The following is a 12,465-nucleotide window of genomic DNA, read 5'->3' on the forward strand; positions in this document are numbered from 1 at the left end:
TCAAAGAAGGATCACGATGACGAAGACCCGTTATGCCCTCGCCGGTGCCGGAGTCCGTGCACAGATGTACGTCGAGGCGATCACCGGAGCCCACCAGAGTCGCGCCGAACTGGTCGCGATCATCGAACCGAATCCCGTGCGCGCGGCCTACCACTCGGCACGCGCCGTCGAGGCAGGCGCCCCCGCACCCCGCCTCGCGACCCCCGACGAGCTCGAACAGGTGATCCGCGACGAGCGCGTCGACCGGGTCATTATCTGCTCCCGCGACGACCTGCATGCCGAGCTGATCGTCCGGTCGCTCGAGGCCGGTGCCGATGTCGTGGTCGAGAAGCCGCTGACGATCGACGCGGCGAGCGCCGCCCGCATCGAAGACGCCGTCGAGCGCACGGGCCGCCAGGTCGTGCTGACGTTCAACTACCGCTACTCCCCCCGCAACAGCGCGCTGCGTCAGGTGATCCAGGACGGCACGATCGGGCAGGTCACCTCGGTGGACTTCTCGTGGATGCTCGACACGAACCACGGCGCCGACTACTTCCGTCGCTGGCACCGCGAGAAGAAGAATTCGGGTGGACTGCTCGTGCACAAGTCGAGCCACCACTTCGATCTGGTCAACTGGTGGATCCGCTCGCAGCCGACCCGCGTCTTCGCCTCGGGCGGACTGCGCTTCTACGGGGCGGACAACGCCGCGAGCCGCGGCCTCGGCGAGCGACCGGCGCGCGGCACGCACGACGACGGCGACCTGTTCGAACTCGACCTCCGCACCGACGAGCGCCTCACCGCGCTCTACCTCGACGCCGAGCAGCATGACGGGTACCAGCGCGACCTCGACGTGTTCAGCGAGGGCATCACGATCGAAGACAATCTGGCCCTCGTGGTCGACTACGCGTCTGGCGCGACGATGTCGTACTCGCTGAACGCGCATTCGCCGTGGGAGGGCTACCGCGTCGCGGTCAACGGCACGCTCGGCCGGGTCGAGCTCGAGGTCGTCGAACGCGGTGCCGTGCTGGCCGGCGAGGGACTGCACCCGCACATCGACCCCAGCCTCTCGGGCGGCGACGGCGCCACTGCGCTGCGCCCCGAGGGCGAACGGCTGATCGTGCAGCGGCACTGGGAAGCCGCATACGAGGTGCCGATCGAGGGCGGCGACGGCGGTCACGGCGGCGGCGACGCGCTGCTGCTGTCCGATGTGTTCGAGGGCCCGGGCGACGATCCGCTCGCGCGCCCCGCCGACTGGACCGACGGCATCCGCTCCATCGCGGTCGGCATCGCGGGCAACCGCTCGCTCGAGACCGGGCTCCCCGTGAAGGTCGACGAGCTCGGCATCGCGCTGCTCGCACGCCGATGAGGATCGTCGTCACCGGCGGGTCCGGGCGCCTCGGCCGCACGCTCGTGACGGGACTCGCGGATGCCGGGCACGAACTCGTCTCGGTCGATCGCGAGCCCACTGCACACCTCGACCGTCCGGGGATCACGCAGTTCTCCCTCGATCTGACGGATGCCGACGCAACGGCATCGGCACTCACGGGCACGGGGGCCGATGCGCTGATCCATCTCGCGGCGATCGCTGTGCCCTTCAGCGCGCCCGAAGACGTGATCCTGCGCACGAACGCCGCACTCGCGCAGTCGGTGCTCGGTGGAGCGGTGCGCGCAGGCATCCACCGCATCGTCGCGGCGTCGAGCCCGACCGTGATCGGCTACGGCGCACCACGCGGCTGGACTCCCGAGCGCCTCCCCCTCGACGAGACGTCACCCACCGAACCCTGGAACGCCTACGCCCTGTCGAAGCTCTTGATCGAGCAGACGATCGACATGCTGAGGCGCCAGACGGGCGACGACGTGCGGTTCGCGTCCTTCCGCCCCTGCTATGTGATCGCCCCCGAGGAATGGGCCGGCGCACCCACCCAGCAGGGGCACACCGTGCTCGAACGCCTCGACGACCCGGCACTGTCGGCCCCGGCGCTCTTCAACTACATCGATGCCCGCGACGTCGCAGCCTTCGCCGACGCCCTGCTCGTCGCCCTTGACGACATCCCGAACGGCGAGCGGTTCTTCGTCGGCGCCGACGACACGCTCTCCCGCCGCCCCCTGAGCGAGCTGCTGCCGCAGTTCCACCCCGGCACCGAGCGGGCGGCGGCCGAGCTCACGGGCGATGCGCCCGCGTTCTCCTCCGCGAAAGCCGCTCGACTGCTCGGCTGGCGACCCACCCGCGCCTGGCGCACCGAACTCGCCGCAGCATCCGCCGCAGCATCCATCTCCTGAAAGGCTCGACATGGACTTCGATGGAATCCTGTTCTTCCCCGTGACCCCGTTCACCGCCGACGGCACGATCGACCACACCCTGCTCGCGACGCACGTCTCGACCGGCGTCGAGGCCGGCGCGGGCGGGGTCTTCCCTGCCTGCGGCACAGGAGAGTTCCATGCGCTGTCGGCGGGCGAGGCCGCAGCGGTCACCCGCACCGCGGTCGCCGCAGTCGCCGGTCGGGTGCCGGTGATCGCCGGAGCCGGCGGCCCGCTCGGGCACGCGATCGAGGTCGCGAGGGCCGCCGCGGACGCCGGCGCCGACGGACTGCTCGTGCTGCCCCCGTACCTCGTCGGCGGCACGCAGACGGGCCTCGCGGCATACGTCGAGCAGATCGCCGAGGCCGCCGGTCTGCCGGTGATCGTCTACCATCGCGGCAGCGCGCAGTACTCCGTCGAGACCGTCCGTCGTCTCGTCGCGAATCCGCGGGTCGTCGGCTTCAAGGACGGCACCGGCGACGTCGGCACGATGCAGCTGATCGTGCGCGCGGTCGCCGAGGAGGGGCGCGAGGACTTCGCCTTCTTCAACGGGCTGCTGACCGCCGAACTCACCCAGGGCGCCTACCGCGGCATCGGCGTTCCCCTCTACTCCTCGGCGGCCTTCGCCATGGCACCCGACATCGCCAACGCCTATTACCGCGCCTACGCCGACGGCGATGACGCACGCCGTCTGGCGCTGCTCGACGGCTTCTATCGCCCCCTCGTCGAGTTGCGCGACGAGACCCCTGGCTTCGGCGTCTCCCTCATCAAGGCGGGGCTGCGACTCTCCGGCCTCGCGGTCGGGTCCGTCCGCGCCCCGCTCGTCGACCCGACGCCGGCGCAGGAGGCGCGGCTCGCCGAGATCCTCGCGGCGGGACGCGCGCTGCTGTGACCACGATCCGGAGTCTGACGACGCGTCTGCAGCGGGTGCCGCTGACGCGTCCGTGGGCTGCCGACGTGACCTCCGTCGGCGTGATCGCAACCCATGTCGTGCGCTCCGACGGAGCCGAGGGATGGGGATTCTCCTGGAGCCCGCAGATCGGCGCACCCGCAGTGCATGCCCTGCTCGAGCACGACATCGCCCTCGCCGCCGTGGGTCGCTCCGCCGTTCCCGGCGAGGCCTGGCAGGGCCTGTGGGAGCACCTGCACGAAGCGGGCGGCGGCGGCATCACGACGATCGCGCTGGCGGGACTCGACCTCGCCCTGTGGGATGCCGAAGCGCGCGCGTCCGCCACCTCGGTGTCGCGCCTGATCGGCCGACGCCGCGAGCGCGTGCGCGCCTACGGCTCGGGTGTGAACCTGCACTACCCGCTCGATGAGCTGCTCGCCCAGGTGCAGCGCTGGATCGACGCGGGGTTCGACGCCGTGAAGATCAAGGTGGGCACGCCCGATCTCACGGAAGACATCGAGCGCGTGTCCGCTGTGCGCGCCCTGCTCGGGCCCGATCGCGGACTGATGATCGACGCGAACCAGCGCTGGGATCTCGACCGCGCGACGACGTCGATCGATGCGCTCTCGCGCTTCGACCTCGCCTGGATAGAGGAGCCGCTGCGGGCCGACGACCTCGCCGGCCACACCGAGCTCGCCCGTCGCATCGCCGTGCCGATCGCGGTCGGCGAGAACCTGCACACCGCGTATCGGTTCGAGGACTTCCTCCGCGCAGGCGCCGCGCAGATCGTGCAGCCCAACATCGTGCGCGTCGGCGGAATCACCCCCTTCCTCCGCATCGCCGAGCTCGCCGCCGCGCACGGCACGCCCCTGCATCCTCATCTGCTGCCCGAGCTCTCCGGACAGCTCGCCCTGACGCTGCCCGATACCGTGTCCGAACCTCTGGTCGAGGATGTGGAGGATGCCGGATTCGGCGCGATCGGCGCTCTGGCCGATCCCTCGCCCGTGACCGTCTCCGACGGCTTCCTCACCGAGAACGAGCACCAGGGTCTCGGCATCCGCTTCTCCCCCGTTCTCGAGGCCGCCTCCTCTCTCCCCGCTGGAAAGGATCACCCGTGACCACCTCCTCCGAAGATCTCGACGCGATCGTCCGCGCCGCCGCCGCTGCAGCCCCGGTCTGGCGTCGCTCCTCATCCGCAGACCGGGCGGGCTGGCTGCGCGCCGCGGCCGATGTGCTCGACTCCCACGTCACAGAGCTCGTCGCGATCGCCGACGAGGAGACGCGGCTGGGCGCGACCCGCCTCACGGGCGAGGTCGCCCGCACCAGCGGCCAGCTGCGGCTCTTCGCGACGGTCGTCGAAGAGGGGTCGTACCTCGAACTCACGATCGACGATGCCGACGCGACGGCCGCTCCCCCTCGCCCCGAGCTGCGACGCATGCTCACCGCCCTCGGCCCCGTCGCCGTCTTCTCGGCCTCGAACTTCCCGTTCGCGTTCTCGGTCGCCGGCGGCGACACGGCGTCGGCGCTGGCCGCCGGCAATCCCGTCGTCGTGAAGGCGCATTCGGGGCACCCTCGTCTGTCGATCCGCACGGCCGAGCTGGTCGCCGCGGCGCTCGAGGAGGCGGGCGCCCCCGCAGGATCCCTCGCGCTCGTCACGGGCAGAGAGGCCGGTAACGCGCTCGTGCAGCATCCGCTCATCCGCGCCGCCGGATTCACCGGGTCGGTGTCGGGCGGGCGTGCGCTGTTCGATCTCGCCTCCGGGCGCCCCGACCCGATTCCGTTCTACGGCGAACTCGGCAGCATCAACCCGGTCGTGATCACCGAAGCCGCTGCCGCCGCTCGCGCCGAGTCGCTCGCCCAGGGGCTGGTCGGATCCTTCACCCTCGGGGTCGGTCAGTTCTGCACCAAGCCGGGCGTTGTCTTCGTGCCCGGCGGCACCGGCTTCGAGGATGCCGTGGCAGCTGCCGTCCCCTCGGCATCGGGCGGACCACTGCTCACCGATCGCATCACCGCGGCCTTCCCGTCGGGTCTCGCCCACCTCGAGAACGACCCGTCCGTCTCGGTCATCGCCCAGGGCATCGAGGTCGACGGCGTGCGACCGGTCGCGCTGGTCACGGATGCCCGCGCGGTCGCCCAGCGGCCCGAAGTCCTGCTCGAGGAGTGCTTCGGACCCGTGACGCTCATCGTCAGGTACGACTCGGAGGCCGATCTGCACGCGGCGCTCGAGACCGTGCCCGGCAGCCTCACCGCGACCCTGCATGCCGAGCCCGGCGAGGATCCGACCGAGACGCTCGAGCTGCTGCAGGAACGCGCCGGGCGAGTGCTGTTCGGGGGGTGGCCGACGGGCGTCGCTGTGACGTGGTCGCAGCAGCACGGCGGCCCGTGGCCGGCGACGACCTCGCTGCACACCTCGGTCGGCGCGTCCGCGATCCGTCGCTTCCTGCGCCCGTTGACGTTCCAGGATGCCCCGGAGGCCCTGCTGCCGGAGGTCCTCCGCGATGCGGCGCTCGCGGGCCTGCCCCACCGGCGCAACGGCGGGCTCGCGCTTCCGGCCTGAGAGCCTGCAGCACGCGGCACGATCGATCGCCGCAGACGAAGCGCCCTCCCCGTCGCACGACGGAGAGGGCGCTTTCGGCGTTCAGACGGCCTGCGATCAGGCCGTCGTCAGCACTCCCGCGTTCGCGCCCTCGAGCAGCTGCTCGACCTGCTCGTGCGTGACGTCGACCCCGGGGAAGCCGACCAGCCGACCGATCGGGAACGACGCCATCATCTTCTGCATCGCCTCGTCGTTCGGCATCATCGAGGCGGCCGACGAGTCGGCCCCGCTCAGCTCTCCCAGGAATCCGCCGAGGGCGCCCATGACGATCGGGCCCGCCGCGGGGTGGGCGAGGACATCGCCGATCGAGGAGTTCATGGTCAGGGGCAGCGAGACGACATCGCCCTCGACCTCGACGGTCGCGGAAGAGCGGATGTCACGGCTCGATGCCGCGACCTCGACCGTGTACTCGCCGCTCTCGACGATCCAGCGGTCGACGCGCACGTCCCAGTACGCGAGGTCCTCTCGGCGGACGACGAGCTCGACGGTGCGCGTCTCGCCAGCGGCGAGAGCCACCGAGGCGAAGGCCTTGAGCTCACGAGGTGCGCGCTGCACGACGGAGACGACCGGGGCCGCGTACACCTGCACGATCTCGCGGCCGTCGCGGGCTCCGGTGTTGGTCACATCGACCCGCACGACGATGTCGCCGTTCGCGCTCGCCTCGACCGCGGCCTCGCCGTACGCGAACGTCGTGTACGAGAGGCCGTGCCCGAAGGGGAAGGTGACGTCGAGGCCCTTCGCGTCGTACCACCGGTAGCCGACCAACACGCCCTCGCCGTAGCGGACGTGACCGAACTCGCCGGGGAAGCTGCCGAACGAGGGGTTGTCCTCCAGCCGCACCGGCACCGTCTCAGTGAGTTTGCCCGACGGGTTGACCGCGCCGTAGAGCACGTCGGCGACCGCGCCGCCGCCGGCCTGCCCGAGCAGCCAGGTCTCGACGATCGCCGGCACTCGGTCGGCGAACGGCAGCGCGACGACGCCGCCGTTCGAGAGCACGACCACCGTGGCGGGGTTCGCCGCGATCACGGCATCGAGCACCGCCAGCTGGGCGGCCGGCAGATCGATGTGCTCGCGGTCGAAGCCCTCGGACTCCTCGGCGGCGGGGAGGCCGAGGAACACGACGGCGACATCCGCGGCAGACGCGGCGGCGACGGCCTCGGCGCGCAGGTCGTCGGCCGAGCGACCAGACGCCGCGATGTCGCCGCCCTCGACCGCGAAGCCGGCCGCGTAGGTGACGTTGTCTCCGCCGACGGCACGCAGCTCGTCCAGCGCCCTGTCGACGCGGGTGGGGTTGATCAGCGAGGATCCGGCTCCCTGGAAGCGGGGCTCGGTCGCGAAGGCTCCGATCACGGCGATCCGCTGCTCGGCGGCGAGCGGCAGCACGTCGCCGTCGTTCTTCAGCAGCACGATCGAGCGTCCGGCCGCTTCTCTCGCGAGTGCATGGTGCGCATCGACGTCGAGGGGTCCTGCGACGGCCGGGCGCTGCTGCGCCTTGCGCACGAGGTCGATCGCGCGGTCGGCCGCGGTGTCGAGCACGCTCTCGTCGAGCTCTCCCGCGCGCACGGCGGCGACGAGCTGAGCATCCGTCCGCCCGCCCGACGACGGCATCTCCAGGTCGAGACCGGCGGCGACGCCCGCCACGCGGTCGTTCACCGCACCCCAGTCCGACACGACCAGTCCGTCGAAGCCCCAGTCGTCGCGCAGCACCTGCGTGAGCAGCCACGGGTCCTCCGAGGCGTAGACCCCGTTGATGCGGTTGTACGAGCACATGACGGTCCACGGCTCGGCGTCCTCGACGACGCGCTCGAAGCCGCGCAGGTAGATCTCGTGCAGCGGCCGCGGGTCGACGTCGGAGCTCGCGCGCATGCGATCGAACTCCTGGTTGTTGGCGGCGAAGTGCTTGAGCGAGGTCCCGACGCCCTGAGACTGCACGCCGCGCACCGAGGCCGCGCCGAGCACGCCCGAGACGATCGGGTCTTCGGAGAAGTACTCGAAGTTGCGCCCGCACAGCGGCGACCGCTTGATGTTGATGCCCGGGCCCAGCACGATCGCGACGTCTTCGATGGCCGCCTCGACGCCGATGGCCGCGCCGACCCGCTCGATGATCTCGGGGTCGAACGACGAGCCGATGCCGACAGCGGGCGGGAAGCAGGTCGCCGGCACGCTGCTCGAGAGACCGAGGTGATCGGTGCCACCTGCCTGCTTGCGCAGGCCGTGCGGGCCGTCGGTCATCATGATCGACGGCAGGCCGACGCGATCGATGGCTTTCGTCGTCCAGAAGTCGGCACCGCTGGTGAGCGAAGCCTTCTCCTCGAGGGTGAGATCGGATGCCGATGTATCGGTCATGGTGTTCCTTTCGCGGCGACGGCGGTGTCTTGCGAAAACTATATGCCAGTAAGTATTGGATCTCAAACGTTGTTCAGGATTACTCTCGAGGGATGGCACGACGAGGTTCATACGCGAAGGGCGTCGCCAGACGCGAGGAGATCCTCGAGAGCGCTCTCGACGTGATCGGCCGAAAGGGCTATCAGAACGCCTCGCTCAAGCAGATCGCCGAACTCGTCGGCGTCACCCCCGCCGCGCTCCTGCACTACTTCGGCAGCAAGGAGGAGCTCTTCACCGAGGTGCTGCGCAAGCGCGACGAACACGACGGCATGATGCCGCAGACGCCGGACCCGGCCGACGGCAAGTCCGCGTTCATCGACGTCATCCGCCACAACACCGAGGTGCCCGGCGTCGTCGAGTTGTTCTCCCGCCTCTCGGTCGACGCCGTCGACCCCGCGCACCCGGCTCATCAGTACTTCCTCGAGCGCAGCGAACGACTCCGCGAGAGCATCACCCACTCCTTCGCCCAGGATGCCGCCCACCGAGCGACGCTCGACCCGGACACCATGGCGCGGGTGATCCAGGCGGTCGCCGACGGGTTGCAGCTGCAGTGGATGATCGACCGCTCGGTCGACATGCCGGGCATCATCGGCGCCCTCATGGACGTGCTCTACCCGACGACCGATCAGCCGGAGACACCCCCGCGCTGAACGCGAAGAACCGCCCTCACCCCGGCTGGCAGGAGGGGCGGCTCCTCGGGATCGCTCGTGCGCTCAGCGCGAGAACGTCAGCGCACGTTGCCGTTCGAGCAGGTCTGCTGCGCGGCCGAGTTGCCCTTGATCGTGTCGGGCAGCGCCACCACGTTCTCCGGGGTCGCCGTGGTGTCCGGCGTCGCCGCCTCACCGCCGGCTTCCGCAGGAGCCTGCGTGCCCGGATCCGTCACCACGACACCGTCGTTCTCGGTGTTCTGATGCGTGACCTGCAGCTGGGCGTTCTCGTTGATCGCGGTCCACATGGCCTCGGCGGACTCCTTGTCCGGCACGACGCGGTTGGGGTCGGCCGGGTCGGCGAACGTCGGGTACTGCAGGAAGACGATGTCCTCGAACGGAACCGACTTCACCGCGAGCGCGATCTGGACGATCTTCATCGGGTCGGCGAGCGAGGTGCTCGCCTCGACATTGTCGAGACCGGTGGTCGCGAGCTTCAGCATCATCGGGACGTTGCCGAGCGTCTCGCCGCTGATGAGCTTGCGAGCGAGACTCGACATGTACTGCTGCTGGTTGCCGATGCGCCCGAGGTCGCTGCCATCACCGACACCGTGACGGGTGCGAAGGAACTGCAGAGCCGTGATCCCCTCGATCACGTGATTCCCGGCCGCGAGGTCGAGCCCCGTGTAGCGGTCCTTGATCGGAGAGGCGAGGCAGACCTCGACGCCGCCGATCGCGTTCGTGATCTCGATCACGCCGCCGAAGGTGACCGACGCCGCGAACTGGATCTCCTGACCGGTGAGGTCTGACACGGTCTTCGCGACGCAGTTGAGTCCGCCGTCGGTGTACGCGGTGTTGATCTGCTGCTTGCTCATCGCGGAGTGCACGTCGCCCTCGGCGTCCTCGCACTCGGGAATCGGGACCATCATGTCTCGAGGCAGGCTGACGACGGTGATACGGCGGGGCTCCTCCGACACGTGCAGGAGAAGGTTCACGTCATTGAGCGTGCCTTCGGAGTCCGCGCCGGTGCAGCGCTCTCCGAAATACTGCGCGTAGGCCTCTTCGCACGTGTCGACACCGGTGAGGAGCATGTTGAAACCGCCCTCGTACTCGCTGATGTCAGGCGGCAGCTGCTCGGTGCTGTCCAGCTCGACCGCGTTGGCCGACACCGTGCTCGAGAGGTCGTAGACGATGTACGAGGCGACGCCGAAGCCGCTCACCAGGACGACGGCGAGGCCGATCGCGATAAACGTCAGAAGCTGGCTGACGGGGCCCGGCGAGTGGAGCTGCCCGTGTCGTGCGATGGTACGACGGCGTCGGGTGTGAGGACTCACTCGGGACCTTTCGGTTCAGCGTGCGGTGCGGGGGACACCGTTCCCTGGAATGCGGAGGGTGTGGGATTCGAACCCACGAGACATCTCTGCCCACTGGTTTTCAAGACCAGCTCCATCGGCCACTCGGACAACCCTCCCGACAGACGAATCTGCCGACAAGCCGTGAGTCTAGCCGAGTTCTATTCTCTCCCGCTGACCTGGGCGGCTGCTGGAAGCGTGTCGAGGGCCATCGCCAGGCCGCCGTCCTCGACGTCGCCGGTCACCTCGCCCGCGGCGTCCTTGACCTCTGCGGGCGCCTGCCCCATCGCGACGGCACGTCCATCGAGCCCCAGTGCCCAGCCGAACATGCCGATGTCGTTGCGTCCGTCGCCGGCCACGAAGACCTGACCGCGCTCGAAGCCCAGCTCGGTGCGCACGCGCTCCAGCGCCGTGCCCTTGTCGACGCCCTGCGGCGCGATGTCGAGCCATGCCGTCCAGCCGATCGCATACGAGACCTCGTTGAGCCCTGCGTCCGCGACGAGGCGGTGGAAGTCCTCCTCGTCGTGCCCCGGCGACACGACGACGACACGGGAGACCGGCTCGGCGACCAGCTCCTCGAAACCGACCTGCCGTCCGCCGTCGAGCGTCCAGTCGTCCAGATGCTCGGTGTAGAGCCGCAGCCCCGAGCCGAGCTCGACCATGTAGCGAGCCTCGGGCAGGCGCTCGCGCAGCAGGGCGAGCACGGGAGACGGGTCGAACGTCTCGATGTGCCACCGCTCCCACTCGTCGCCCACTCGACGCATCGTCACCGCTCCGTTCGAGCACACCACGAACTGCGGGGTCAGCTCGAGCTGCTCGACCCAGCGACGCGTCGCCATCCAGCTGCGTCCGGTCGCGATCGTCACCTCATGGCCGGCATCCCGCAGCCGTGCGACGGCCTCGGGCACGCCGGGGCTCATCGTCTCGTCCTGCAGGATGATCGTGCCGTCGACGTCGAGTCCGACGAGCCAGGGAGCCGTCATGCGGTCGGCTCCAGAACCTCGAGCCCGCCGAGGTACGGCCGCAGCACCTCGGGAACGCGCACAGAGCCGTCAGCCTGCTGATGCGTCTCGAGCAGCGCGACGATCCATCGGGTCGTCGCGAGTGTGCCGTTGAGCGTCGCCACGGGCTGCGTCTTCGAGGTCTGCCCCTCGTGGGCCTCGGGCCGGTGCCGGATGTCGAGGCGGCGCGCCTGATACGTCGTGCAGTTCGAGGTGGAGGTGAGCTCGCGGAAGGCGCCCTGCGTGGGCACCCACGCCTCGATGTCGTACTTGCGCGCTGCGCTCGAACCGAGGTCACCCGCGGCGACGTCGATCACGCGGTAGGCGAGGCCGAGCGAGGTCAGCATCTCCTCCTGCAGCGCGACGAGGCGCAGGTGCTCCGCCTCGGCATCCTCGGGGTTCGTATAGACGAACATCTCGAGCTTGTTGAACTGGTGCACCCGGATGATGCCGCGGGTGTCCTTGCCATGAGAGCCCGCCTCGCGGCGATAGCAGGTCGACCAGCCGGCGTACCGCAGCGCACCCTCGCCCAGGTCGAGGATCTCGTCCTTGTGGTATCCGGCGAGCGCGACCTCGCTGGTGCCCACGAGGTACAGATCGTCGTCCTTGTCGAGGTGGTAGACCTCGTCTGCATGCTCGCCGAGGAATCCGGTGCCCTGCATGATCTCCGGCCGCACCAGGGTGGGGGTGATCAGCGGGATGAAATCGTTCTGCAGCGCCTTGTCGAGCGCGAGGTTCATGAGCGCGATCTCGAGTCGCGCGCCGATGCCTCGGAGGAAGTAGAAGCGCGCGCCCGACACCTTCGCGCCTCGCTCCATGTCGATCGCGCCGAGGATCTCGCCGAGCTCGAGGTGATCGCGCGGCTCGAAGTCGAAGGCGGGCACCTCGCCGACCCGGCGCAGCTCGACGAAGTCGGCCTCGCCACCGGCGGGAACGCCGTCGATGACGACGTTCTCGATGCGTGCGAGAGCAGCGGCCAGAGTCTCGGCGGCTTCGTTCGCCGCCTGCTGAGCCTGCTTGACGCGCTCGGCGAGGTCCTTGACCTGCGCGACGAGCGCTGCCTTCTCCTCCTTGGGGGCCTTCGCGACCTGCTTGCCGAACGCGTTCTGCTCGGCCCTCAGCTCTTCGAACGCGGCGAGCGCCGCCCGACGCGATCGGTCTGCCTCGAGTGCGATGTCGACGGTGCCCTGGTCGTTGCCACGGGCGGCCTGAGAGCGGCGGACGATCTCCGGATTGTCGCGGAGGAGTGCGAGGTCGATCATCCACCAAGTCTATGGTGCGTCCCGGGCGCGTCAGCCGCGGTCGGGCGCTGCCGACG

The 12,465-nt window shown here is 69.8% G+C and carries 10 protein-coding genes and 1 tRNA gene; 6 read left to right on the plus strand and 5 right to left on the minus strand.

The window, feature by feature from the left end:
• Positions 1 to 16 precede the first annotated feature (16 nt).
• The 5 genes from ACLKOY_RS08400 to ACLKOY_RS08420 are packed head-to-tail and all read left to right on the plus strand — an operon-like array spanning position 17 to position 5,723.
• Positions 17 to 1,345 (plus strand): Gfo/Idh/MocA family protein, encoded by a 1,329-nt coding sequence (locus ACLKOY_RS08400; RefSeq protein ID WP_436453220.1) that lies wholly within the window; start codon positions 17 to 19, stop codon positions 1,343 to 1,345.
• Complete coding sequence (locus ACLKOY_RS08405; RefSeq protein WP_436453221.1) at positions 1,342 to 2,259, plus strand: NAD-dependent epimerase/dehydratase family protein; 918 nt, start codon at positions 1,342 to 1,344, stop codon at positions 2,257 to 2,259. The genes ACLKOY_RS08400 and ACLKOY_RS08405 overlap by 4 nt, the downstream gene beginning before the upstream one ends.
• Positions 2,260 to 2,269: 10 nt before the next feature.
• Complete coding sequence (locus ACLKOY_RS08410; RefSeq protein ID WP_436453222.1) at positions 2,270 to 3,169, plus strand: 5-dehydro-4-deoxyglucarate dehydratase; 900 nt, start codon at positions 2,270 to 2,272, stop codon at positions 3,167 to 3,169.
• The gene (locus tag ACLKOY_RS08415; protein ID WP_436453223.1) at positions 3,166 to 4,284 is read left to right on the plus strand and encodes a mandelate racemase/muconate lactonizing enzyme family protein; all 1,119 of its coding nucleotides are present in this window, start codon (positions 3,166 to 3,168) and stop codon (positions 4,282 to 4,284) included. Before ACLKOY_RS08410 ends, ACLKOY_RS08415 begins: the two co-directional genes overlap by 4 nt.
• Positions 4,281 to 5,723, plus strand: a complete 1,443-nt coding sequence (locus ACLKOY_RS08420; RefSeq protein ID WP_436453224.1) for an aldehyde dehydrogenase (NADP(+)) — start codon at positions 4,281 to 4,283, stop codon at positions 5,721 to 5,723. Before ACLKOY_RS08415 ends, ACLKOY_RS08420 begins: the two co-directional genes overlap by 4 nt.
• Positions 5,724 to 5,819: 96 nt before the next feature.
• On the opposite strand, the gene ACLKOY_RS08425 is transcribed toward ACLKOY_RS08420, so the two are convergent.
• The gene (locus tag ACLKOY_RS08425; RefSeq protein WP_436453225.1) at positions 5,820 to 8,108 is read right to left on the minus strand and encodes a glycoside hydrolase family 3 C-terminal domain-containing protein; all 2,289 of its coding nucleotides are present in this window, start codon (positions 8,106 to 8,108) and stop codon (positions 5,820 to 5,822) included.
• Between the two features lie 92 nt (positions 8,109 to 8,200).
• Here ACLKOY_RS08425 and ACLKOY_RS08430 point away from each other — a divergent pair, with 92 nt between their 5' ends.
• Positions 8,201 to 8,797 carry a TetR/AcrR family transcriptional regulator gene (locus ACLKOY_RS08430; RefSeq protein WP_436453226.1) on the plus strand — a complete coding sequence of 199 codons (597 nt, stop codon included), beginning with the start codon at positions 8,201 to 8,203 and terminating at the stop codon, positions 8,795 to 8,797.
• A gap of 77 nt (positions 8,798 to 8,874) precedes the next feature.
• On the opposite strand, the gene ACLKOY_RS08435 is transcribed toward ACLKOY_RS08430, so the two are convergent.
• The 4 genes from ACLKOY_RS08435 to serS all read right to left on the minus strand — a co-directional run bounded on the left by ACLKOY_RS08435 (position 8,875) and on the right by serS (position 12,409).
• Positions 8,875 to 10,128 (minus strand): LCP family protein, encoded by a 1,254-nt coding sequence (locus tag ACLKOY_RS08435; RefSeq protein WP_436453227.1) that lies wholly within the window; start codon positions 10,126 to 10,128, stop codon positions 8,875 to 8,877.
• Positions 10,129 to 10,180: 52 nt separating this feature from the next.
• Positions 10,181 to 10,265, minus strand: a tRNA-Ser gene (locus ACLKOY_RS08440).
• A gap of 42 nt (positions 10,266 to 10,307) precedes the next feature.
• On the minus strand, positions 10,308 to 11,129 hold the full coding sequence (locus tag ACLKOY_RS08445; protein WP_436453228.1) for an HAD family hydrolase: 822 nt from the start codon (positions 11,127 to 11,129) through the stop codon (positions 10,308 to 10,310).
• Positions 11,126 to 12,409 carry a serine--tRNA ligase gene (gene serS, locus ACLKOY_RS08450; protein WP_140036111.1) on the minus strand — a complete coding sequence of 428 codons (1,284 nt, stop codon included), beginning with the start codon at positions 12,407 to 12,409 and terminating at the stop codon, positions 11,126 to 11,128. Before serS ends, ACLKOY_RS08445 begins: the two co-directional genes overlap by 4 nt.
• Positions 12,410 to 12,465: the final 56 nt, after the last annotated feature.

Origin of the sequence: Microbacterium sp. K2 (assembly GCF_051365005.1) — a bacterium.
Classification (GTDB): Bacteria; Actinomycetota; Actinomycetes; order Actinomycetales; family Microbacteriaceae; genus Microbacterium; species Microbacterium foliorum_B.

Excerpts from the sequence above, each read along its gene's own strand:
- ACLKOY_RS08445 (WP_436453228.1), bottom strand. The coding sequence starts at position 11,129 with ATGACGGCTCCCTGGCTCGTCGGACTCGACGTCGACGGCACGATCATC.
- ACLKOY_RS08400 (WP_436453220.1), top strand. The coding sequence starts at position 17 with ATGACGAAGACCCGTTATGCCCTCGCCGGTGCCGGAGTCCGTGCACAG.
- serS (WP_140036111.1), bottom strand. The coding sequence starts at position 12,409 with ATGATCGACCTCGCACTCCTCCGCGACAATCCGGAGATCGTCCGCCGC.
- ACLKOY_RS08405 (WP_436453221.1), top strand. The coding sequence starts at position 1,342 with ATGAGGATCGTCGTCACCGGCGGGTCCGGGCGCCTCGGCCGCACGCTC.
- ACLKOY_RS08410 (WP_436453222.1), top strand. The coding sequence starts at position 2,270 with ATGGACTTCGATGGAATCCTGTTCTTCCCCGTGACCCCGTTCACCGCC.
- ACLKOY_RS08430 (WP_436453226.1), top strand. The coding sequence starts at position 8,201 with ATGGCACGACGAGGTTCATACGCGAAGGGCGTCGCCAGACGCGAGGAG.
- ACLKOY_RS08425 (WP_436453225.1), bottom strand. The coding sequence starts at position 8,108 with ATGACCGATACATCGGCATCCGATCTCACCCTCGAGGAGAAGGCTTCG.